Source organism: uncultured Mucilaginibacter sp., assembly GCF_937859865.1.
Classification (GTDB): Bacteria; Bacteroidota; Bacteroidia; order Sphingobacteriales; family Sphingobacteriaceae; genus Mucilaginibacter_A.
The window spans coordinates 74,770-100,344 of the sequence record NZ_CALMAT010000130.1; the positions used below are offsets into that span (position 1 = coordinate 74,770).

A 25,575-nucleotide genomic window follows, 5' to 3' on the forward strand; every position below is an offset into this window, starting at 1 on the left:
TTACAATGCTTCTTTTATGCCGGTAAATTTTGTTTTGTAAGATGCTATTCCGGTGCGGAAAGTGCCATGAGCCAATGATTTTTAGGTGCTAAAAGAAGCATGAAAACTAAGCTGAACTATAAAAAAAGCCGCTCCATTTTTTGATGAAAGCGGCTTTTTTTAAAAGAAAGGTTAGATCAATACCCCGGGTTTTGAACTAATTTAGGGTTTTTAGCAATATCTGATTGTGGGATTGGCATCCAGTTCATATAATCCCTGAATATATTATTGTAGATGTTAACGGTTGTGTATGTAGGGACACCCGCAGTATAAACTATTTTAATGCCATATTCCGGGTTAGTCAATACACCTTTAGGGCCTGTTGTAATCAGCCAACGCCTGATATCGTACCAGCGTTTTTCTTCAAAAGAAAGTTCGATCCTGCGCTCCCTCCTGATATTGGCACGCATATCACTTTGCGACAAACCTGCCGGAAAATTTGGTAACCCGGCCCTTTGCCTTACCAGTGCCAAGGCGGCATATACGGATGCATCCGGACCGACAGCCTCATTTTGTGCCTCGGCATAGTTCAGCAATACTTCTCCGTAGCGGAAAATTACCCAATTAGACGAACTTGGTGAAGTGGCGAGGCTTGTTTGGCCTTGTATGCTTTCGTCCAGCAGTTTGCGCCCGTAATAGCCGCTGGTGGTAATATCCCCGCCACCTGCCCGTTGGTTATTGCCACCAACACGGGTGGTAATAATATCCCCCTGCCACGGTGCGCCATCATAAATAATGGACTGATAAAAGCGCGGTTCACGGTTTACGTATGGGTTTTGAGGATTGTAACCTGAAAGGGGATCAGTAATAGGCAAACCATTTTTCATGGCATAATCATCAACTAAGCTTTGTGTAGGCTGAAAATTTCCCCAACATTGCACAGTCCCTTTTACTACTACCGGGCCTTCCTGGCCTTCAGCTTTGCTTCCTTTAGAAGGTGGGGCATATTGTTTGGCAAAGATAGTTTCGCTATTATAATTATTTGGAGCCAGAAATTGAGCAGCATAATCGTTAAACAAGGAATAAACTTTTAAATCCATCACCTGTTTATTGGTTGCAGCAGCTTTTGCCCATAAGGTTCCATCATTGGTGGTATTGACCAAAGGGCTGGCTGCAAAAAGCTCTACCCATCCTTTAAGCGTTAATGCGGCACCTTGGGTTGCGCGTCCGCTTTTATCAATAGTGGTAGGCAAGTTAGCAGCCGCAGCATCACAGTCAGCTTCAATAAAAGCGAGTGTTTGCGGGATTGTAGCCCGGGCATAAAAAATATTTGTTCCGTCGGTATTATCCAAAGGAGTGGTAATAATCGGCACACCGCCATAATTGGTAAATAACAGCGAGTAAAAGTATGCCCTTAAAAAAGTAACCTCGGCAGTGCGTTGTTTTAGCCAAGCTGCTGAAAAATTAGATTTGTTTAAACTTGTTTGTTGGAAAAAGGTATTACATTTTCTGATGTAGGCATAAGTATTATCCCAGTTCCACAAACCACTTGGTCCGGTAGGAACGTTAGCTGGGGAGATAGAACCATTTCTTACCGTATTTGCACCGGTATGGGTTTGTTTTGTCCAACTGTTATCGGCGTATGAATCTGTATGGTTATAATCATTTTTTTCATCAGCTAACGAATTGTAAATATCGTTTACAAATAAATCAGCATTAGTTTCTGTGCTAAATGTTAGTTCATTTGTTAACTTTCCTTTTGGTGGCACTGTTAAAGAATCATCATTTTTACAAGAGCCAACGGTTAATAAGAGCAGACCAAGCATGATCATAACCTTGTTATATTCATGTGTGAATTTTTTCAATTTCATATTTTAATAATTAAAATGATGCATTAATACCTACAGAAAGTACACGTTGCTGGTAATAATTCTGATCGCTGCCACTATTTTCGGGGTCTACAATTTCCCTCATATAAGGTGTCCAAGTGAATATATTTTGCCCGGCAACATAAATTCTTAATGAACTGATCGTATTATGAAGCATTTTATTAGTGAATGTATAACCAAGTTCTGCACTCTTTAAACGTATATACGAGTCATTCCTGACATACCAGGAAGATGTTTGCGTATTGTTTGTAGTTGGCGAATTTGAAAGGCGCGGATAAAGTGCATCTGTCTTGTCAGGTTGCCAGTGTTCACTAAAGCTCAATTCTGATGCAGAACCGGACATTACAAAAGGCCAAACTATGAAGTTGTTCAACTGAATAGTAGAGTTTGCACTGCCTTGAAATAACAAATCCAAATCAAAGTGCTTAAAACTTAAACGAGGTTCTAATCCATAAATAATACCAGGAGTTTGTGTTTTACCGATAACTGTTTGGTCATTAATGTCAATTCTTCCGTCAGGAACGCCATTAGGGCCGGAAAGATCGGCATATTTAATGTCGCCGGGACGAACAATGCCGAAAGTAGGCACGGGTATTCCTGGTTTAAGGACTGGTTGTGCGATATTAGGGTTAACAAAATCATTTGCTGAAAAATAACCCAATGCCTGGTACCCAAACTGAGTTCCGTATGGTCGCCCTGTTTGCCGCCTGTTAGGGTTATTATAGGTAGAAGCGTTTTCAATAAAATTTAATAATTTATTTTTAGCATAAGTGAATGTTCCGGTAATATCAAACCTTAAATCATTGGAAAACGTATGCCCGCTTCGCACGGTGAGGTCAATACCATGGTTGCTCATTACACCGGCGTTTACCAAACCTGTGCCAATACCATATTCACCGGGCAAAGCCGCAGTATTACCTATCAGCATATCCGACCTTTTTTCATAAAAATAATCAGCTTCTATGCTAAGCGCACCTTTCCATAAGGTAGTTTCAATACCGATATCTGATTTGTTTGCCCTTTCCCAGGTAATATTCGGATTTCCCTGAAGGCCCTCACTAATACCTTGGGTAGGGGCACCGTTGAGAACTGCTGAATTGGTATTTAAATTATACGGGCTTAAATACTGATAAGTCAAAATATTACCGCCTGATCTTGGATAAGCACCTGATTGACCGAACGAACCCCTTATTTTTAAATTGTCAATCCACTTAATGTTTTTCATAAAGTTTTCCTGGGAAATAACCCAGCCCGCAGAAAACGCCGGGAAAAACCCATAACGCTTGCCTGGTGCAAATAAATAACTGCCGTCATACCGGCCGGATGCCTGGAACAAGTATTTTTTTGCATAGGCATAATCTACACGGTAAACGTACCCGATTTGTTTTTGGCCGGTAGAAAAACCGCCGTTTGTTAAATCGGTTGTGGCCGGGCCACCATAATCCAGTTCATCAATCCCTAAATTATAGTTTATCCTTGAAGCGGTAAACTGTTGATATTTTACTATTCGCTCTTCTGCAACACCGGTAAAGCCAATATCACTATTACCAAAGGAACGTTGAAAATTTAAAATCCCCTGGTAGGTGAAAGAGTGGTTTTGATAATACTCTTCCCTGAAACTTGGTTTACTGCTTCCCTGGAAACCAAGTACATAAGTATAAGGCTTTGTATTTTTGTTAACGGTATAAAAAGGGATAGGCGTAGTATAGTTCCTTGTTGTCCCGTTTCGGCTGCCAAACAATACATCAGGCGCCGCATCATAGCTTGCAACGCCCTTTATGCTTAGCCCCTTTAACGGTAACTGCTGGGTTATGCTAAATTGGGACTGCGTTCCGGGATTTTCGTTAAATCCGTAACCGCTGTTGTAAATTTCCCCCCAAACCGATTGGGCGATATAACCTGCACTTAAACCGTTACTATAACGCACCGGAAAATCCGGAGTTTCCCTTTGTGCCTGGTTAATAATTGAACCCGATCCAACGGAAGGAAAATGCTGGTCTTCTACCCAGCTATTAACTGTGAAATTAACTGTTGTGGTTTTGGTAGGGTTTGAGGTAAGGTTTAATGTAGCATTGTACTTATCCAGGTAAGTAGGGTCCCACATCCCATCTTGATGGGTATAGCCCAATGAGGTAAAATACTTAAAATTATCTGAACCGCCCGAAAGCGAAAGGTTATGATTGGTCAACAATCGGTTAAGTTTAATTATTTCCTGTAATGGGTGTGCATCGCCATGTACATCAGGGTCAGAGTGGTCCAGGAATTTTTGCAGATCATCCGCAGTATAAGGCACACCAGATTGAAAATCATTGATGTTGGCCTCATTTTTCATTAATGCGTATTGATACCCAGTTACAAAAGTAGGCACCCGGGTAGGGTTTTGAATACCTACATAGCCATTGTAGGACAACACAGGCTTGCCCGAATTGCCTTGCTTGGTGGTAACTAAAATTACCCCATTGGCACCTGCCACACCATACGGGGCCACGGCCGCTGCATCTTTTAGTACGGTTAAAGTGGCAATGGTGTTGGGGTCTAGCCGGCTGAAATCACGCGGCACGCCATCAACAATCAACAAAGCCGCAGACCCGCCGATTGATCCTACGCCCCGGATCTGGATGCCCGAGCCATCAAAGCCAGGCTCTCCGCTTCCCTGTGTACTGATCAAACCGGAAACCCTTCCAACCAGGGAATTTGTTAAATTTACAACTGGTTTTTGTGCAATGTCAGCAGTTTTTAAAGTAGATACCGCTGCCGTTACCGATGTCTTTTTTTGTGTGCCATAGCCAACTACAACTACTTCATTCAGGTTGTTGGTAGCCGCCTTTAACCTGATGTTTAAACTTGCCCTTCCGCCTACAGCCGTTTCATACGGGCTGTAGCCGATGTAAGAAAAAACCAGTGTTGCATTGTCCGGCACTTGCAGGGTAAAATTTCCGTTCAAATCGGTAACGGTCCCGATGGTTGTTCCTTTAACCTTTACAGAAACGCCGGGCAAAGATTCGCCCGTTGAACTATCGGTAACTTTTCCTTTTACAGTTGCCGCATTTTGCCTGGCACTATGGGCGGCAGCATAAATTGCTTTAGGCAAAACACCATCCGGGCTTTTGGCATAGCTGAAACCGGAGATACATAAAAGGACAATACCACTCAGGTAAAACTGAGGCTTTTTGACAGGAATAAATTTCTTAAGTAAAGTCTTTTTCATAATTGTATTTTAATTGAACATGTTAAAGGAATAATTTTGAATGTTGGGTAACGATGGTAGTTTCTTTTTACTTTCATTGGCTTTTTTTAGAATTATATAATTGTTTAATTGTTACTTATTTATTAGCAAGTTGGTTGATGAAAATCATTTTTCTAATTAAAACTAAAGTTCATTGTTGTTGCAATTTTCAGTATCGTTAAAAACAAAACCACTAAAAATTATGGTTCAGGCTTTATAAAAACGGTTTACAATTTAGGCTCAATTCAAATTAATACAAGCAAAATTATTCATGCTTCTTTTACCCTATAAAAATTGGTATACGCATCAATCTTTATAAATCAAAAACTAAATACTTACCATTTTTTAGGTGATAAAAGAAGCATAGAAACCTTGTTAAGCAAATTTTAAAAAAAGCTTAAGTACACATTTTATATTGGTTGTAACATTGGGCCTGTATTTAATTGTGCCCAAAGTACTTGACAAATTTTCTGTTGCAAATAACCTGATTGTTATACATCAGGCTTAGTTATAATTGGTTTATTTAACTGGCAGCTATATTAGTATTTTATGGTTGTATAACCATGCGTTTTTCAATTAAAATTTATGCAATCGTTACCGAAAATTGTTTTGGCTCATTCTTTTGGGTTACATTAAATTGGTATTGCCGTACCCTTCTTGCTGCCCAAAAGTTAATAGCCGTGAAGAGGTTTTAATTTTGAAATGAATATCAAGTTGGCTTCCTTAAATTGGATGTTTCATTATACCAAACATATAAGAAAGAAAACACAGATAAACAGCTTTACTTAGAAAGATATTTTTATTTTAGCCTTAAAGTATCGGCAATCAAAATCTTCAGCTTGTATTAAAACCATAAATAATTGTATGTTGCAACACCCAGAAACAGTAATCCAAATTAAGAAGGTATATGGCAAATAAATGGTTAACCCGAGTGGCCAAATTTGGGCAATAAAGGAAGCATCCAAAAAGTGGGGTTTTGTTAAAGGCCGATGTTAAAATTGCAATGATTCTTTTATACCGGTAAATTTTGCAGGTACAAACAACGGTACAAGAAGTACAATTATACACTAATTTTTATACGGTAAAAGAAGTATTGGCGATAAGGGTGAAATTTATTTGTCCTATCAGCACCGTTACAAGCAGCAATAAATAGACGATAAAGCGGTTTCGGTAACGATTGCAAAGTTTTAGTTGGTTATATTCTTTTTTTGTTGATTAGTAGTGATTAATCTTGTCTGCTTGATCAAAAGTTGTCATTGTGCAAATATTGCCGGGCTCCGGCAATGAAAAAACTGCTATTATTGATGAGCCTAATAAACCAACCAAGCCTAATAAATAACCGGTTATGAAAAAAATATTGCTGCAATTATTGTTCACGGTGCTTTGCTTTAGCGCGTTTTCGCAAGGAACCATTACAAAGTACCTGTCCGGTACAGATAAAGACCATACCTTGCAATGGGATTTTTATTGTACCGGTGGAAGGCAAAGCGGCAAATGGACTAAAATTGCAGTGCCATCAAACTGGGAACTGCAAGGTTTTGGCACGTACAACTACGGGCATGATAAAGTGAAAGCCAATGAACAAGGGCTTTACAAGCACGAATTTTTTGCCGAAAGCTGGAAAGGTAAAAGGGTTTTTATCGTTTTTGAAGGGGCGATGACGGATACCAAAGTTACGATCAACGGCAAACAGGCAGGCCCAATACATCAGGGCGGTTTTTACCGCTTTAAATACGATATAACAGATTTGCTTAAACTGAATGCCCAAAACCTGCTGGAGGTTACGGTAGATAAAACATCAGCAAACACTTCTGTAAACAATGCCGAACGCAAGAACAGCGATTTTTGGGTATTTGGCGGTATTTTTCGGCCTGTTTACCTGGAAATTGTTCCCGAAACTTTTATTGACCGGATGGCCGTAAACGCAAAAGCCGACGGCTCTTTCCAAGTAGATGTATATCCGCAAAATTTAGAAAATGGAGAAACGGTTGAAGCCCAGGTACAAAAACTAAACGGAGAAAACGTAGGCAAAGCTTTTTCTGTTTCCACTAATACCACAGCAGATCATTTGGAACTAAAAAGTAGCTTTAACAAGCCTTTGTTATGGAGTGCAGAATTTCCTAACCTGTATCAGGTTGTTGTGGCTATAAAAAATAAACAAGGCGTTATCCACCAGGTTAAACAAAAGTTTGGTTTCCGTACGGTAGAGTTACGAACTAACGATGGGTTTTATGTAAATGGTGCTAAAACAGTATTAAAGGGAACCTGTCGCCACAGCTTTTGGCCCGAAACCGGGCGTACGCTTAGCCATCCTGTACAATTACTGGACGTGAAGATGATGAAGGAAATGAACAACAATGCAGTGCGCATGTCTCACTATCCCCCTGACCAAGATTTTTTAAATGTATGCGATTCATTAGGCTTATATGTACTGGATGAGTTAACCGGTTGGCAGGCGAAATATGATACCATTGTTGGCCGTAAGCTGGTTAAAGAAATGGTGGTGCGTGATGTAAACCATCCATCCATTATATTCTGGGACAATGGCAATGAGGGTGGCTGGAATACCGGATTAGATAATGACTATGCATTATACGACCCACAAAAGCGTACGGTTTTGCATCCCTGGTCGGATTTCAACGGTGCCGATAACCATCATTACCCTGACTATAATTATATCCTAAAAACAGTAGCTACAGGAAAAGATGTTTTTTTCCCTACCGAGTTTATGCACGGCTTGTATGATGGCGGTGCAGGGGCAGGGCTGGAAGATTTTTGGAACCAGATGACGATATATCCGCACAACGCAGGCGGTTTTATTTGGGCTTTTTTGGATGAATCTGTTATACGTACTGATAAAGGCAATATTTATGATGGTGATGGCAATCATGCACCGGATGGAATTGTAGGCCCGCACCGCGAAAAGGAAGCCAGCTTTTATACCATCAAAGAGATTTGGTCGCCGGTATATATAGACCCGCAACCGATTGATAAAACATTTAATGGGAAAATAGCAGTTGAGAACAGATACTCTTTTACCAACCTCAACCAATGCACCTTTAAGTGGAAATTAGTTAAATTTCCATCGGCACAAGAAAAAACCACAGCGGCAAATGTAAAAGCAACAGGTTCGCCCAAAGCACTTGATTTAAAACCGGGCGAAAAAGGTATGCTGAACTTAGCTTTACCTGTGTCTTGGTCGCAAAACGACGCATTATACCTTACTGCATTTGGGCCAGATAAAAAAGAAATATTTACCTGGGGCTGGGCGATTCATGCTCCGGCAGTTATTGCAAAAAGTATGGTTTCAACGCCAGCTAAATCTGCAATAAAAGCAGAAGAAACAGATAAGCTGCTTCGTGTAAAATGTAATGGTATCAACTATGAGTTTGATAAAACCACCGGGTATATCCAAAAAGTGGTTAAACCTACAGCTACGATCTCTTTATCAGGCGGACCGGTTTTAGCGGGGGTAAATACTGAGCTAAAACAGTTTACACATAAATCCATTAATGGCCAATACATCATAGAAGCCGATTACCAAGGTGCAGGCTCATTGCATGTCAAGTGGATTTTCGTGCCTGGGCATCCCGTTAAACTGGAATATCAGCACGCCCAGCAGGGAGACGCTGATTTTATGGGGATTACCTTCAATTATCCCGAAGAAAAAATTACCGGTATGAAATGGCTTGGCCAGGGTCCGTACCGTGTTTGGAAAAACAGGCTGAAAGGGCAGCAGTTTGGTGTGTGGCACAAGGCATACAACAATACAATTACGGGCGAAACCTGGGGATACCCGGAATTTAAAGGTTACCATGCCGACGTTAACTGGGTAACGATCGAGAATAAAGAATCGCCATTTACTGTTTATACAACCGATAAAAACATGTACTTCCAAATGCTGCACCCGGCCAGGGAAATGGACGCGCCAAAAAATAACAATGTTGAACCGGCTTTCCCCGAAGGCAGCATTGGTTTTTTAAATGCTATCAGTGCTATTGGCACAAAGTTTCAGGCAGCAAAAGCGATGGGGCCGCAAAGTCAGATAAACCATGCCAACGGCGAACAGATCAGTGGAACGCTTTGGTTTGATTTTAGCCATTAATGATAAATGAAGAGTTTGTTTATATTTATACGATTTATCTTCAATGCTTTTTTTATCGCATAAAAAACATTGCAACTTTCTATAATTGATCGTTCACAACCAGTTTGGGTTTCTATCAAAAATTTAATAATGCTTCTTTTATGCATATAAATTTTGTGTTTATATTTTTTATACAATATGAAAAGCAAGATAATTTTTAGGTGGTAAAAGAAGTATAGATGATAAATCGAACACCATTCAAAAAAGTTTTATCAAACTAAAAAACTTTATCAATAAAAGAAGTTATCCTTTTTAAAACGGCGCTTATAACTAGTGATGTACAAATATTGCCACATTATGTACTGTGGGTAAAGAAAAATGTACGATCAATACTGATATAAGGTAATTAAATTGGGTTATTTGTTAAAACCAAAATGTGATTGCTATATAGTTCGTCAAGAATTAATAGCATTAACCAATTAGATTAGGACAATACCTTATCGTTAATATATGTTATTATGAAGACCAGTTTTTTTTACTTCCGAACAACCCTGGCAATCTTTATGATGCATATTTTCACTGTTTCGGCTAAAGATTACCCGGCATCTTTTTTTGCCGTCAGCCCTGGCGATAATTTTCTTAACACCCGTTCTATTCAATTTGGTATAGATTATATCAGCCAAAACGGAGGAGGAAGGTTGGTTTTTGCTGCGGGAAAGTATTTTACCGGTTGTATCCACCTTAAATCAAACGTAACCCTGCAATTAGATGAAGGTGCAATTTTACTGGGTTCTGTAAACCCGTTTGATTACGACCGGCAAAACACACCTTTTGACCATAACTTTAATACATCCCTTGCCCTTATATTGGGGCTTAACCAGCATAACATTGGCATAACCGGCAAAGGCACTATTGATGGCCAGGGAAAAGAACTTGCTGCCAATGTAGGCGAATTAGTGAAAAAGGGATTGGAAAAAGGTGGTTCGGTAAGCCGCCCGGACGAGGACAGGCGGCCCATGATCATTAATCTTTTTGGTTGCGAAAATGTAACGGTTAAAAACATCACCCTAAAAAATTCGGCTTGCTGGACAGAGTGTTACAACCAATGTAAAAACGTAATTGTTGATAGCATACGCGTAGATAGCCGGACGTTTTGGAACAACGATGGGATAGATATTGTTGATTGCAACGGTTTTAAAGTAAGCAATTCGTATTTTAACGCCAGTGATGACGGCATTTGCCTAAAATCGTTAGGGCCTGATGTTGTCAACCAAAATATTTTGATCCAAAACAACAGCATGACTACAGAGGCCAGTGGTATTAAATTTGGCACTGCATCGCTGGGCGGTTTTAAAAACATCCGTATATTGAACAACAAAGTGTTTGATACCAACCGCTCGGCCATTGCGCTAGAGGCAGTAGATGGCGCGGTGATTGAAAATATTGAGGTTGATGGCATAAAAGGAGTTAATATTGGCAATGGTATATTTTTACGTGCCGGCGCACGCAAAGGCACCCGTAAAGGCAGGATTGAAAATGTATCTATCCAAAATGTTGATGTTGAGGTACGCACTGAAAAAAACCCGCTTAAAGCCATGCCCGGCGTAGTAATTGCCGGTATGCCAGATCAAATCATATCCAACATTAAGCTTAAAAATATTGTGATGAAATTTCCGGGGGGAGCGGAGAAAGCGTTGGCAAAAATATCTATTGATAACCTTAAAGATATACCTGAAAAGGCAAACAGCTATCCTGAGTATTCGATGTTTGGAGAATTGCCTGCATGGGGCGTTTTTATCCGCCATGCCCGCAATGTTGAGTTTACAGGGCTATCTATAACTGCTGCTAAAGCCGATTACAGGACGGCTATTGTTTTAGATGATGTTCATCAAGCGGCGTTTAAAAAACTAAGGGTTAAAGAACCTGAACATAAAAAAACCAGTTACATCAATAACGCTACTGATATTACCTTTCGGTAGAAAAAACCAACTAAAAACAGCAATTATATTAGGCACAAAATATACGAAAGTAACAACAAAAACTACTTTTAACACGATTTACAAACTATAAACTAACCATAAACCATGAATTTGATTAACAAATCTACAGCATGTTTCGTCCTGTTTTTAGCATTGGCCATTCAAACCTTTGCTCAAAATAAACCAATTGATCTGATGTCGCCCAACGGACAGTTAAAAGTATCTGTTACTTTGGGAGACAAAATATACTACTCAATAGCAGCTAATAGCCAGGAGCTGTTAACAAAGAACCATTTGGCACTTACGTTAAGCGATGGCACACTTGGCGAAAACCCTAAATTGATATCAGCGAAGAAGACTAAGGGTGAAGAAACGATAAAGCCCTACATCCCAATAAAATTCTCTACCGTTAAAAATAATTACAATGATTTGTTAATGACATTTAAAGGAAATTATATAGTAGAGTTTCGCGCTTTTGATGATGGCATTGCCTATCGTTTTATCACCAGCAAAAAAGGTAGTGTAGAGGTAATGAACGAGGATTTTGCTATTAATTTTCCTAATAACTATTTATTGCATTTGCAGCAGAATAACGGGTTTAAAAGCGCTTATGAAGAACTTTACCAACACGTAGAATCAGACAACTGGAAGCAAACGGATAAAATGGCCAACTTGCCGGCGCTAATTGATACCAAAAAACAGTATAAAATATTGATTAGTGAGTCTGACCTTTCTGATTATCCCGGCATGTTTTTGAAAGGCACCGGAAACGGTGCTGAGGGCGCTTTCCCAAAAACGCCGCTCGAATTTGGCCCGGATGGGGACCGTAGCCAGAAAATTTTAAAATCTGCAGAGTACATTGCCAAAACAACCGGAACCAGGAATTTTCCGTGGCGCTATTTTGTGATCACCAAAGACGACAAGCAATTATTACAAAATACCATGACCTTAAAACTTGCAGCAAAAAGCGTAATTGCCGACCCATCATGGATTAAACCCGGACAAGCAAGCTGGGAATGGTGGAACGATGCCGCACCTTATGGGCCTGATGTAAATTTTGTATCAGGCTATAACCTGGATACCTATAAATATTACATAGATTTTGCTGCAAAATATGGCATTAAATACATTGTTATGGATGAAGGCTGGGCCAAAAGCACAACCGACCCTTATACACCAAACCCAAAAGTTGATGTGAAAGAGTTGATCCGTTATGGTAAAACCAAAAACGTTGACATTATCCTTTGGCTAACCTGGCTAACGGTACATAAAAACATGGATGTATTTAAGACTTTTCATGAATGGGGCATAAAAGGCGTTAAGATAGATTTTATGGAGCGCAGCGACCAATGGATGGTTAACTATTATGAAAATGTAGTAAAAGAGGCTGCCAAATACCAGATATTTGTTGATTTTCATGGCGCGTTTAAGCCTGCGGGTTTAGAGTATAAATATCCAAACCTGATTTCGTACGAAGGTGTAAGGGGACTGGAGCAAATGGGCGGCTGCTATCCGGACAATAGCATTTATCTTCCGTTTATGCGTAACGCCGTTGGCCCTATGGATTTTACCCCTGGCGCAATGATTAACATGCAACCCGAAGTTTACAATGCATCACGGCCAAACGCGGCAGCAAAAGGCACCCGGGTTAACCAGCTTGCTTTATATGTTGTTTTTGAGAGCGGCATACAAATGCTATGCGACAACCCGTCCCTTTATTACCGTAACCCGGATTGTACCGAATTTATTACCAGCGTACCAACTACCTGGGATGAAACCAGGCCACTTGTAGCTACGGTTGGCGAGGTAGATGTAGTTGCCAAACGTAAAGGCGAAAAATGGTTTATCGGAGGTATTACAAACGGGAAAGAAAAGACAAGAGAAATGGAACTGAACTTTGATTTCTTACCAAAAGGCAGAACTTATACCATGACTTACTTTGAAGATGGCATAAACGCCGGCAGGCAGGCTATGGATTACCGCCGTAAAACGAAACAGGTTAAATCGGGTGATAAAATGACGATTACGATGGTGCGCAATGGTGGTTGGGCAGCAGCGCTTAAATAGGCATTTGATTGTAGTATATGCGCAGCCCTAAATTTTAAGTTACTAATCCCGTCGTTTTTATAGGAATAGAACCAAATAGTTTTTAAGTGAAAATATAAGAGCCTGTTTAAAATTTTTCCAATCAATGTATTTTATATGCTTCTTTTACCACATAAAAATTATTGTCTCACAGGTACTGTTTTAACCATGGCAGAATTTACAGGCATAAAAGAAGCATTATAAATTTTTATGATAGAATTTTAAACAGGCTCTAAACAAATTTTAAAAAAGCACAAGCAATTTTTATAGAAAGCCAAGCCATCTGATAAAAAGCAGTTTTAAATCTGTGCCAGTATTACATTAACAGATCACTAAAGAATTAATCTGTTAATGATGAAGACCATAAAAACGGCTTTCTTTTTGCCTTGTTCTTAACCGTTTTATCAAATTTGCTTATATCGTAAAAGGCAACTAACATTAAGGGCAAATCAAAACAAGTACTTCTGCAACACCTTGTATGGATGTACTTAAACTTTTTACGGCCGCTAACGTGCTTTTGCTTCTTTTACCACATAAAAATCATTAGTTTGTAGTACTTTTTGCACCTATATAACACAGAATTTATAGGCATAAAAGAAGCACTATAAATTTTTATGACAGAAATTTAAACAAGCTCTTATTTTTCTTATGATTGGCAAATTATCATTACAAATCATTATTCACACTTAGGTCATGAATAAATTTATACCAAAACTTTGTACTGCATTTTTGTTTTTTCTTTCGGTTCGATCCTATTGCCAGTCGCTTGATATCACGAAATTTGGGGCTAAAGAAGGAAACGACGTAAACAACGCTGTAGCTATCCAAAAAGCGATAGACAAATGCACCATTAAAGGTGGGGTAGTATTGATACCGCCTGGAAAATTTTACACCGGGACCATTCTTTTGAAAAGCAATGTAACCCTATCGCTAATGAAAGGGGCAGAACTGATAGGGACGCCTATTCTAAAGGATTATCCGGAAAATACCATATCCGTTAAAACCAGGCCGCCCCACCGCCCACAATGGCCGTCTATGCCCAGCCGCGCATTAATTTATGCCGATGCCGCTGAACACATCAGCATCATTGGCGAAGGCACGATCAACGGCAACGGAAAAGCCAAGGAGTTTAAGACCCAAGATGATGACCCAAGGCGGCCAAAACTGCTGATGTTTGTTGGTTGTAAAGATGTGAATATACAGGATATCCATCTGATAAATTCTGCATTTTGGATGCAGCACTATTTTGCCTGCGACGGTGTGAAAATCAGGGGGATTTCTGTTTACAACCATGGCAATTTAAATAACGACGGAATTGATATTGATAGCCGCAACGTTACTGTATCAGACTGTATATTTGATTGCGACGATGACGGCATATGTTTAAAAAGCGATGGTTTTGACCTGGTCGAAAATGTAAGCATTACCAATTGTGTAGTGGGTTCCAACTGTAATTTAATTAAAACCGGCACCGCCAGCTATGCCGGGTTTAAAAATATCGCCATCAGCAATTGTGTGTTGAAAAAGGCTTCCGTTTCTGTTATGGGAAAAAAGAACAGGCGAAACAATAGCGTTGCCGACAGTATTTCAGGGGAGGCAGGAATAGCTTTGGAAGCAGTTGATGGCGGTCTGTTAGACCAGATCGTTATCAGCAATATCAGCATGACAGGCATACAAACCCCAATATTCATCAAACTTGGGAACCGGAAATACCAGCCAAAGCCTGTTGGCCATATCATTATCAGTAATGTTACAGCTACGTCAAACAGCTTGTTGCCAAGTTCAATTACTGGCATACCCGGTTATGATGTAGAAAATGTTATGTTAAGGGATGTTATGCTAATCAGTACAGGCGGTGGTAAACGTACAGAAACGACTGATGTGAATGTGCCAGAGAATGCAGGGGGTTACCCCGGAAACACCATGTTTGGCAATCAGCTTCCTGCTTATGGGCTTTTTTTAAGGCATGTAAAAAACATTGACCTGCATAATGTAAAATTTTATCTTCTTTCTCCCGACGAAAGGCCTGATATCTATAAAATGGACGTGAAAAATTTTAAGTCTGATTGACTGATCGAGAAGTAATTCGAGGCTTATTTGCAATAACGGTGTTTTGCATATTCCATACAATGAACCTTTACTAATCCGCTTGTTAATTGTTAAATCATACCAATTTCTTGACTTAAAGTACATTTATGCAATTAGATAGCTCAAACAGCCTAAAATAATCTAATTTCGGGTTTCGATAATATCTTACTTTATCATTAAAATTATAATGCTTCTTTTATCCCTATAAAATTTGTTTTTGCAAATTATACTGGCAGGAAAGCTTAATAGTTTTAAAATTTTAGGTGATAAAAGAAGCATCGAAAGTAAACCAGACAAAATCTAAACAGGTCTTAAATATTTTTAATTGTTGAACCAAACATGAATACATTCTATTTGCGTATCGTATTACTGCTGCTTTCCTTTTCAAACATAGCTAATGCTTTTGCCCAGGCATCTGGCATAACCTCCGGGGCGGTTTATACTTTGAAATCAGAAGGAAATAACAAATTGTTAGAGGTAAAAAATTCTTCCATGGACAATGGTGCCAATGTTGATTACTGGACAGACACCAAATCGGATGCCCAAAGATGGAAAGTTACAGCTGTTGGAAAAAATGTATATACATTAACAAACGTGGCAAGCGAAAAACTTTTGCATATCGCAGGAACGCCAACGGATACTTTAAAGGCAGATCAATATGATAATACCAACAACAACGATGTTAGATGGAATATTAGGAAAGCCGGGAATGGATATTATTTAAACCCTGCCGCTAACTCAAAATTTTCAGTTAAATCACCGGCAGGCGATATTGCCGATGGTACAAATGTTAGTTTAAGCCGTTTTTCTGCCAAAGACTCACAAAAATGGCTATTTCAGAAAGAAACACAGCAACAGGATGCTGTGCCTACTGCAGCTTCAGCTGATAAAGTATTTGACGCCTGGTACACCCAGTATCAAGTAGAAACAAGCAAAGGCTTTTGGGACCGGGCAGAGATGATGGAAATCCTGTTGGATGCTTATGAAGTTACTAAAGATGTTAAATACATCAACCGGTTTAAAACCATGTACGACAATTTTATTACAGATAATAAAACCGATTGGATGTACAACAAATACAACGACGACATTACCTGGGCCGTACTTTTTTGCGTGCGTGGCTATCGGCTTACCGGCAACAAAACTTACTTGGAAAAAGGCAAAGAGCAGTTTGATAAAATGTATGCACGTGCAGCTACTGATACTTACGGCGGTGGGCTAAACTGGTACGAAACAAAAACCTCTAAAAACGCCTGCATCAACGGGCCTGCCATGGTGGCGTGCTGCTATTTGGCCCAGGCTACCGGCGATAATACTTATTACGATAAAGCCATTGCCTTATACACTTGGTCTAAAACCTATTTGTTAAATACCGCTACCGGTAAAGTAAACGACAACGTTGATACCGATAAAAAAACAGGGACACTTAAAATCAGTACATGGAGTTCATCCTACAACCAGGGAACTTATTTGGGTGCCGCGGTTATGCTTTACAATTATACCAAAAAGGACAGCTATTTGGCAGATGCAGAAAAAATTGCCCAATACACGCGGGACAGTATGTACAACTCCAAGGTAATGAACAATGAAGACGGAGGCAATGATTTGCCGGGTTTTAAAGGGATTTTTGCACGATATGCACGTACTTATACTATGGAAGGCAATAGAAAAGATTTGGTGAAATGGCTTCAGCTAAATGCTAAAGTAGCGTACAACAACCGCAATTCGAACAATATCACCAGTACAAAATGGGGAACCAAAACAAGTGAGGTAAACCCGAAATCAAGTTTTGGGGCCTCGACTGCGGTATCGCTCTTAATGAATACGTTTCCATTGAAATGAAGTTGTTCAAACCGATTCTTTTGTACTTTACACCATGCTTCTTTTACCCTATAAAAATTGGTATGTGCCTGGTTTTTGGTTTGTTCGGGCCGATGTCAATTTTTATAGGGTAAAAGAAGTATTGGCCTAAAAAAAGATGCCGGAAAAAGTTTAGGCATTGCTGTTTCTTTTTAAAGACTGCATAAACTCTGATGGCGACTTTCCGAACTCTTTTTTAAACACGCGCGAAAAATAAGCATGGCTTTGAAGCCCGATCCTGAACGCTACTTCATTAAAAGCTACATCTTCATGGGTCATGATCTGTATGGCTTTTTTCAACCGTATGGTTTTGATAAAATCCCCAATAGACTGGTCTGAAATACTTTTGATTTTTTGATAAAGCTTGGTGCGGCTAATGTTCAGTTGGTTGCATAAAAAGTCAACATCAAGGTCAGGGTTTTGGATATTGTCTTCAATAATTTTGAGGAGTTTGTTCATAAAATCCTTGTCTTTTTCCGAGTGTACTAATTCGGTTGCGTCGGCAAGGTAGTCCTTTGTGTATTTAAGTTTAAGTTTCTCGCCTTGCTGTAGGATGTTGTGAATGGTCAACAGCAACAAGTCAATACTCAATGGTTTTGCAAAATAATAGTCCGCCCCGGATTCCATTCCTTCAAGCTTCGTGTCTAAGGCGTCTTTTGCAGATAGTATAACGAATGGAATGTGGCTTGTTTCAAATTTTTCTTTAAGCAGTTTGCATAGTTCGATACCATTCATTCCGGGCATCATTACATCACTGATAATCAAATCCGGTATTTTGCTGGTCGCTATTGCCAAAGCGGATTCCCCGTTTTCGGCTTCCTCAACATAATAAAACTTTTCTAATGATTGCCTTAAAAAGATACGCAACTCCTGGTTATCGTCTACTAATAATATATGTTTGGAAATTTTCTCCGGCACAGGCTGCCTGTCTTCCGCTTTGTATGTGGCCGGGGATATGATCGCAATATCGGATAGTTCAAGTTGTGAGGCATTTGGTTCGCTTTCCGGTGTCAGGATCTCGTTAGCCGCATAGTTTTCTTCTCCCCAGGGAAGTGCAACAAGAAATTCTGTCCCTTTATTTCGTTCGCTGTAAACCGAAATATTCCCTTTGTGCAATTGGGTAAGGCTTTTTACCAGTGCAAGGCCTACGCCAGAGCCTAAATGGTTTTTGCCAATTTGGTAATAACGGTTAAATATGCTGCTGATGGAATCTTTTGAAATGCCGATGCCTGTATCAGAAACCAGGAAGTAAATGTATTTATCGGCAGAGAATTGTTCATTCGGCAAATAAAACTCATTGCTAAAAGACGGTTTAAAATAATTGGGGTCAAAAAACAACTCCAGTTTTACCTGTCCGCCTGCATTGGTATATTTTAAGGCATTGTTCAGCAAGTTAAACAATATCTTTTCAAGTATTTGGGCATCGAAAAAGTTTGACACCGGTTGACTGCTTTCCGTTTGGGTATGGTCAGTAAACTGAAGTTCAATATTTTTGCCTAAGGCAAAGTTTTGAAATTCCTGGTAAATGTTTTTACAGAATACACTTATCGCCAACTGCTGAACCTGTAGTTTAATTGCACTATCGGCAACTTTCTTAAAATTCATCAGTTCATTTATCAGGTTGATCAGTCTTTTAACATTCCGAAACATTAACTGATAAGAATTATCCAATACAGGGTTTTTATTGTCGTTTATCAGGCTTTCAAGCGGACTAAGAATTAGCGTAAGCGGCGTGCGGAACTCATGGGAGATATTGGTGAAAAACGTTAATTGCTGCTGATAAAGCTCCTCGCGGTGCTTATGCATTTCCTCACGCTTTTTTTCGTTGACTTCGCGCACTTCCATTTCCCTTTTAAGTCGGTGCCACCTTGCCTGGTACAAATAGATCAACAACAGGCCTGAAATAAACAATAAACAATAAATTACTTTAGCAAGATTAGATTTCCACCAGGGAGCGGTAATTATAATGGATGTTTGAGCCCTGCTTTTGCTCCATATCCCATCATTGTTTGTGGCCTCAACCACTAATTTATAGCTATTGTAGTCCAAGTTACTATAAGCGGCACTTGGGTTTTTTCCATCGGTAAGCTTCCAGTCTTTATCAAAACCCATAAGTTTGTAGCGGTACTTGCATTTTAATGGATTGGCAAAGTGCATGGCAGAGAAAAAAACTACAAAATTATTTTGCAAATAACTGAGCTTTATATGTTTACTATAGCTGATCGCTTCATCAATAACATTTTCTGACGAATCCTGGCTTCTGTAATTGGGTTTTAAATTATCAATCAAAATATCGGTCAGGATAGGGCGGGCATCAATACTGTTGGCTTTTATCTGGTCGGGATAAAAATAATTCAGCCCGTTTATCCCTCCAAAATACAACCTTCCGCCAGCCCCCTTGTACGATGCGCCCACCTTAAAACTGTTGCCTTGCAAGCCATCGTTTTTGTCGTACTTAATTAGCTTTTCTGTTTTTGGGTTAAAGCATTCCAACCCGTTTCCGCCTATCCATATGTTTCCTGCATTATCAATTTCCATACTTTCCACATCATTAAAAACCCCATAACTGCCTGTATAAGATTTGATGCTGTAGGAATTATCTTTTGGCCGCAAGATAAGGCGGTTTAAACCGCCGCCAATAGTCCCAACCCAGTAAGTACTGTCATTTTGCTTACAGATTGGGTAAGTATAATTGGAACTTAAAGAATTGGGTTTTGAAGATGCTTTATAATAGAAAGTCTGGGTAATGTTTCCTTGCGCGTCAATAATTGCCCGTTTTAACCCATGTGTGCTGGAAATAAACAATTGTGGTTTGGTTTTATCAGCCAAAATGAAATAGCCTTCACCATAATACTTTACATGATAATAATTTAGTTTATCCTTCCAAATCACGCCAAACCTATCAGTATGGTTGCCAAACCAGATATTTCCAAAACAATCTTTTACAAATGTGTCTATTGTGTAGGTTGGAAACTGGCTATAACCAGGTGGCTTCCATAATTCCTTTCTGTTTGGCTTTAATATCTCGATTCCAGCACTGCTCCCTATCCATAAATTATGGTCATTATCAAGCGTTAATGAACTAATGGCATCATTTTTTAATTTTAAAGCAGAACTGTAGGTATTGTAGTAGGTAAATTTTTGTGTTTTTAAATTGTATAAGTTCAGCCCGTTCGCAGTAGTGCCGATCCATAGGTTTTCACCGTCTTCCAAAACGGAACGGATATGGTTGCCGGCCAATGAATTTGAAATTTCAGGATTATGCCGAAGCGTATAAAACAATTTTTGGTTTAAATCGCAATAATTAACGCCTCCGCCAAATGTACAAATCCACAGACAGGCTGAACGGTCAATAAAAATTTTGGACAAGGAATATGAATTTAAACTGCCTTGCGAACTTTTATTGTTTACTGTTTGGATAAAATTCAGGTTGCTGTCCAGTCTCAGCAGGCTCGAACCTGTGTTAATCCAATAATCAGACTTGTTGTTAGCAGCAATATCTTTTATCGGGTTATAACCATTTGCAACAAACCGTTTATCAACAATTAAATTTTGGCTTGCACCTGAAATTTTTGTCAATTGCTTTTTATTGACCAAAAACAATGTGTTTCCTGCTGCTGTCAACAAATTATTTCGATTGTCAAAATATACAAGGGACAGATTTTGATCAGTTATATTTGATATAGCAATAGGTTTGAATTTTCTGTTTTGATCAATGGTCCAAAGCCCCTTATTGCTTGATAAATAAAGCATGCCATTTTGGTTAGGTGCCATGTCTGAAAACTGAACACCCGGCGGTACTTCTAATTTTTGCTCTTCAACAAAATTCCCCTGGACAGAATATAATCTTATCTGGCTACCTGAAAGCCCATATAGTAAGTTTCCGGTTGGCTTAAATAGTTTTCTAAAAACAACGTTCCCCTCTTTATTTGGGTTTTTAAAATCAATGTACTTTTCTAATTTAGAATTAAAGTATTGTAATCCATCTTCAGTTCCAAGCCATACATTGCCCGTTCCGTCAGGATAAATACACATGATACGGTTTTTGAAGGCATTATTAACCGGTACATTATTATTATAATACTTTTTAATCGAATAACCGTCATATCTGTCTAATCCAAAAAAGGTTGCAATCCAGATAAAACCTTGTTTGTCTTGTGCAATATCATTTGCATCCGTATGCGACAAGCCTTCGTCAACTGTCAAGTAATTAAATTTGTAAGGGAATGACTGACAATTAGCAGTATTGCTTACGATAAAAATAAACAGTACACAAAAAACAAAATTTTTAAAAAAGTTTGATCCGCTCAAACCCTTATCCTGGTACATAAAACCTGTTTGCAATTGAATTGATTAATAATTGATTTAAAGACAAAGAACACAAAAATCCGCCAAATTATCCGAAAGATAAAGCACAGAAACCTTAGGGCCGGTTTAAATGCTGTTTAAATGCTTGCCATGCTTCTTTTACCGTATAAAAATCATTGTCTTTCTATACCGATATACCATTTATACCATTTATACCATTTCAAGGCAAAATTTATGGGCATAAAAGAAGCATGACAAAAATTTAAATAGGTTCTTACTAAAAAACGGCTGCTAAATATGGTTAGTATAAAACAAACGCGTTAGAACTTATTCTTTGTCGAAATAAGACAATTTACAATGACCATCAAATCATTTCCCTAACCCATTAAAAGGGGCAATCCTGTTGCCCACCTTTATAAAGTTTAAAAATTCGGAAAGAAAACAGCTTCTCTGCATAAATATGCCCTATTGTACAAGAAATATGTATGATTTTACAAACAGTTCTACAGAGTAATTAAGGTTATTTGTCTTAACCAATTATTTCGTTTTAAACCTGATTACACCAATTATGCCCTGTAAAGGTACTTTTGTAGCACTTCTTTTACATAGACCGCCTTTTTGTCTATATATTTCTATGCCATTTGGGCAAAAAGAAATCCATTGACCTGAAATATAAACACCTATAATAATTCGATTAAAATAAATTAACCCATTAACCTTAATGATAAACCAATAAACCCAAAAAAAGAAAATGCTAACCCCTAATCAAACCAAAAGTCCATCATGTTTAATTAATACCCAATTATGAAAAAGATTTTACCTGAAAAATTTCTTCTTGTTAAAAAGCCCCCGTTTTATCTGGGGTGTATCATCCTTTTATTTATTTCCAGTTTTGGCTTTGCCAAAGGTTCAAATGGCGTTTTAGCTAAAAACGTTTATGTTACGGGTGAAAATGCAAAGAAAATTGCTGTACCTATTAAAGGAAAAGTAACCGAACTTCTAACTAATCAAGCTTTGCCCGGTGTTTCCGTAAGAGTTAAAGGAACAAGCATTGGCGTTGTTACAGACATAAACGGAAATTTTACCATTGATGCCCCAGCCAAGTCAACATTAGTGTTTACTTATATTGGGTTTGAAACAGTTGAAACACCTGTTGACGGGAGGGGAAATTACAACATCCAATTAAAGGCATCTTCCAGTAACTTAAATGAAGTGGTCGTAGTTGGTTACGGTACGCAGAAAAAAACTTCAGTTACTGCATCGGTGTCAACGATTAATACGGCAGAAATTGCTCAGAAACCTGTAGTAAATTTAACTAATTCCTTGGTTGGACGGGCTTCAGGGCTTATTGCAACACAAGGAAGCGGTGAACCGGGTAATGATGGTTCTGGCCTTTTGATAAGGGGCCCTGCAACCCCTGGCCGTACCGCCCCGTTAACCGTTGTTGACGGTGTACCGCGTGATTTTAGCCGCCTTGATCCAAATACAATCGAAACCCTTACGGTATTAAAAGATGCGGCCGCAGTTGCGCCCTATGGTGTGGCAGGTGCAAACGGTGTAATATTAATTACTACAAAAGCAGGTAAATCCGGCAAACCAACCCTAACTTATAATGCTTATTATGGCATTCAGAATCCTACAAGTGTTCCAAAATTTGTTAATTCTTATCAATATGCTATGTTAAGGAATGAAGCAATAGTAAATGATTTTACGTACAAGGGTATAGGTAGCATTGTTAATGGCAGTCTTGCAGGACTTTACACTGCAACAGATCTTGCACTGTTTCAAAATCACCAGGATCCGGACGGCCATGCTGATGGCCACCCATTAGATGACATTATTAAGAAAAACCGGCCAATCCAATATCATAACCTTTCCCTTTCAGGCGGTACGGATGATATTAAATATTTTGCGTCTCTTGGCTTTAACCGTCAGGATGGAATGTGGGACCCAACCTATCTTAATAAATTCAACGGTTCATTAAGTGTAACTGCAAATGCCACAAAAACAACAACGGTAAACTTAAGGGTAAACAGTTATGAGGAAGACCAACATTATCCTGGATATAGTGCCGGAAATATCATAGGCTTGGCACAACGCCAAAACCCGACCTACCCTCTTCGGTACACGAATGGATTAGAATCCGGCTATATAGGCGCATCGTTATATGGAGAAGTTTATAATAGCGGCTATGTAGTAAATAAAAATACAGACTTGTTTACGCAGTTATCAATTGATCAGAAACTGCCGATTAAAGGATTAAGTATAAAAGGGGTAGTAACTTATGAAAGTGGGCCTGATCCTTTAGGATTTAGTGGTAATCAAACATCTTTCAGCCGTGCTTATATTTTGCCTGTTCCTTTTACCAATCCCCGTCTTCCTGCAGGTGTTCTGACCCCTGGGCCTGGGGTAAATTACGTTTATACGATTGGCTACCAAGGTTTTCAAAAACCTACTTTCCAAGAAAATTTCGGTGTGAATAAAATGTTTACGTACCAGGGATTGTTAAATTACGCCCGTACATTTGGTAAGAGTGATATAACTGCTGTAGCAGTAGCTGAATACCGTATAGTGAATTATCAGAATTTTTTTGCCAGGAGTATAAATTATAATTTAAGCATAGATGAGTTGAATTATGGTGGCCCTCTTCCCACTGATGCAACTGTTGGCGGAAGTTCAGGCGGACAAAAGCAGCTTGGATATGTTTACAGGGTAGGGTACGCCTATGATGGTAAATACCTGTTTGAAGCTGCCGGAAGGTATGATGGAAGCTATGTATTTGCACCGGGACATAGGTTCGGGTTCTTTCCCGCGTTTTCTGCTGGATGGCGGCTTTCCGAAGAGAAATTTATAAAAGATAATTTTACATGGGTTGATAACCTGAAACTGCGTGCATCGTATGGACAGTCAGGTAATTATCCAAACGGAGGCCAATATCAATATCTAAGCCAGTTTGGTGCTTATTCAAATTCTGCTGTAATTGGGCCCAGCGCTACACAAGGTATTAGCGAAAACCTTCAAGGAAACCCAAATATTACCTGGGAAAGATCCAAAAAAACGGATGTAGGTTTTGAAGGAAGTTTTTGGAAAGGGGCGTTTGGCATTGAAGCGGATTATTTTTACGAAAAGCGGTCTAATTTCTTGGTTGGGATTGGTGCAGTTTTACCCGCAGAATATGGTGTTAACGTAGGCCAGGTTAATGGGGGTATTTTATCAAATCATGGAGTTGAATTAACACTTACCACCTTCAAAAACTTTTCAAAAGATTTACGATTAGATGTAAAAGGTACTTTTACCTTTGCTAAAAACAAGATATTACAAATTTTTGAAAATACCTCGACCTTTAATAACCCTAACCGACGCCAGACCGGCAGGGCTCTGGGCGAGCAATTTGGGCTTAAGGCTTTGGGTTATTATACGCCTAATGATTTTATAAATCCGACTTCTAAAAATCCAACATTAAAGCCAGGAATACCTACTCCGATTATCCCTCAGGTTTATCCTGGTGATATAAAATATGCTGATTTAAGCGGCCCTAATAATGTACCGGATGGAAAAATTGATGCAAACGATATTACTGATATAGGCCCTCCGCAAACTCCGCAAATTATTTACGGTATTGAACCAAGGTTGACCTATAAAAACTTTGATCTGGACCTTCTATTTCAAGGTTCTGGGTTGAGCAGCATCGGATTGAGCAGTTATTATGTATTCCCTTTTGTAGATTCAGGTTCGGCTACAGAACTGGTTTATCAGAATCATTGGACACCAAATAACCCAAATGCACGATATCCCGTAATAAGTGGTACTCCCTCTCCAAATAATACACAATACTCCAGTTGGTTTTTGAGAAATGACTCTTATATCCGGTTAAAAAGTGCTGAACTGGGCTATACTTTCTCTAATAAATTACTTGGCCATACCATACGATCGTTGAGAGTATATGCTGCCGGACAAAACATATTTTTCTGGACTCCTGCAATGAAAGAAACAATTGACCCAGAAAATAGCGGAAGTAACCAGAATTATTATCAGCAACGGGTATTATCATTAGGACTTAATGTAACCTTTTAACTT

At 39.1% G+C, this 25,575-nt stretch carries 9 protein-coding genes; 6 read left to right on the plus strand and 3 right to left on the minus strand.

Annotated features, from left to right (window positions below):
- Positions 1-176: 176 nt before the first annotated feature.
- Together Q0192_RS14395 and Q0192_RS14400 are read right to left on the minus strand one after the other, a co-directional pair.
- Positions 177-1,850 (minus strand): RagB/SusD family nutrient uptake outer membrane protein, encoded by a 1,674-nt coding sequence (locus tag Q0192_RS14395; RefSeq protein ID WP_299290309.1) that lies wholly within the window; start codon positions 1,848-1,850, stop codon positions 177-179.
- Positions 1,851-1,860: 10 nt separating this feature from the next.
- Complete coding sequence (locus Q0192_RS14400) at positions 1,861-5,076, minus strand: TonB-dependent receptor (RefSeq protein ID WP_299290310.1); 3,216 nt, start codon at positions 5,074-5,076, stop codon at positions 1,861-1,863.
- Between the two features lie 1,363 nt (positions 5,077-6,439).
- Between Q0192_RS14400 and Q0192_RS14405 the strand changes: the two genes are divergently transcribed.
- From Q0192_RS14405 to Q0192_RS14425, 5 genes are all read left to right on the plus strand, one after another.
- Positions 6,440-9,199: a glycoside hydrolase family 2 TIM barrel-domain containing protein gene (locus Q0192_RS14405; RefSeq protein WP_299290311.1), complete on the plus strand. Its 2,760-nt coding sequence runs from the start codon at positions 6,440-6,442 to the stop codon at positions 9,197-9,199.
- A gap of 542 nt (positions 9,200-9,741) precedes the next feature.
- The gene (locus tag Q0192_RS14410; RefSeq protein WP_299290312.1) at positions 9,742-11,157 is read left to right on the plus strand and encodes a glycosyl hydrolase family 28 protein; all 1,416 of its coding nucleotides are present in this window, start codon (positions 9,742-9,744) and stop codon (positions 11,155-11,157) included.
- 105 nt (positions 11,158-11,262) lie between these two features.
- On the plus strand, positions 11,263-13,224 hold the full coding sequence (locus Q0192_RS14415) for a glycoside hydrolase family 97 protein (RefSeq protein ID WP_299290314.1): 1,962 nt from the start codon (positions 11,263-11,265) through the stop codon (positions 13,222-13,224).
- Positions 13,225-13,935: 711 nt separating this feature from the next.
- On the plus strand, positions 13,936-15,312 hold the full coding sequence (locus tag Q0192_RS14420; protein WP_299290315.1) for a glycosyl hydrolase family 28 protein: 1,377 nt from the start codon (positions 13,936-13,938) through the stop codon (positions 15,310-15,312).
- 357 nt (positions 15,313-15,669) lie between these two features.
- Positions 15,670-17,172 (plus strand): glycoside hydrolase family 76 protein, encoded by a 1,503-nt coding sequence (locus Q0192_RS14425; RefSeq protein ID WP_299290316.1) that lies wholly within the window; start codon positions 15,670-15,672, stop codon positions 17,170-17,172.
- Positions 17,173-17,322: 150 nt separating this feature from the next.
- Here Q0192_RS14425 and Q0192_RS14430 read toward each other — a convergent pair whose 3' ends face one another.
- On the minus strand, positions 17,323-21,396 hold the full coding sequence (locus Q0192_RS14430) for a hybrid sensor histidine kinase/response regulator transcription factor (RefSeq protein ID WP_299290317.1): 4,074 nt from the start codon (positions 21,394-21,396) through the stop codon (positions 17,323-17,325).
- 906 nt (positions 21,397-22,302) lie between these two features.
- Here Q0192_RS14430 and Q0192_RS14435 point away from each other — a divergent pair.
- Positions 22,303-25,572, plus strand: coding sequence for a TonB-dependent receptor (locus Q0192_RS14435; RefSeq protein WP_299290318.1), 3,270 nt, complete (start codon positions 22,303-22,305; stop codon positions 25,570-25,572).
- The last annotated feature ends 3 nt before the right edge of the window (positions 25,573-25,575 follow it).

Coding starts and splice junctions, on each gene's coding strand:
- Q0192_RS14400 (WP_299290310.1), bottom strand. CDS start 5,076: ATGAAAAAGACTTTACTTAAGAAATTTATTCCTGTCAAAAAGCCTCAG.
- Q0192_RS14435 (WP_299290318.1), top strand. CDS start 22,303: ATGAAAAAGATTTTACCTGAAAAATTTCTTCTTGTTAAAAAGCCCCCG.
- Q0192_RS14405 (WP_299290311.1), top strand. CDS start 6,440: ATGAAAAAAATATTGCTGCAATTATTGTTCACGGTGCTTTGCTTTAGC.
- Q0192_RS14425 (WP_299290316.1), top strand. CDS start 15,670: ATGAATACATTCTATTTGCGTATCGTATTACTGCTGCTTTCCTTTTCA.
- Q0192_RS14415 (WP_299290314.1), top strand. CDS start 11,263: ATGAATTTGATTAACAAATCTACAGCATGTTTCGTCCTGTTTTTAGCA.
- Q0192_RS14395 (WP_299290309.1), bottom strand. CDS start 1,850: ATGAAATTGAAAAAATTCACACATGAATATAACAAGGTTATGATCATG.
- Q0192_RS14420 (WP_299290315.1), top strand. CDS start 13,936: ATGAATAAATTTATACCAAAACTTTGTACTGCATTTTTGTTTTTTCTT.
- Q0192_RS14410 (WP_299290312.1), top strand. CDS start 9,742: ATGATGCATATTTTCACTGTTTCGGCTAAAGATTACCCGGCATCTTTT.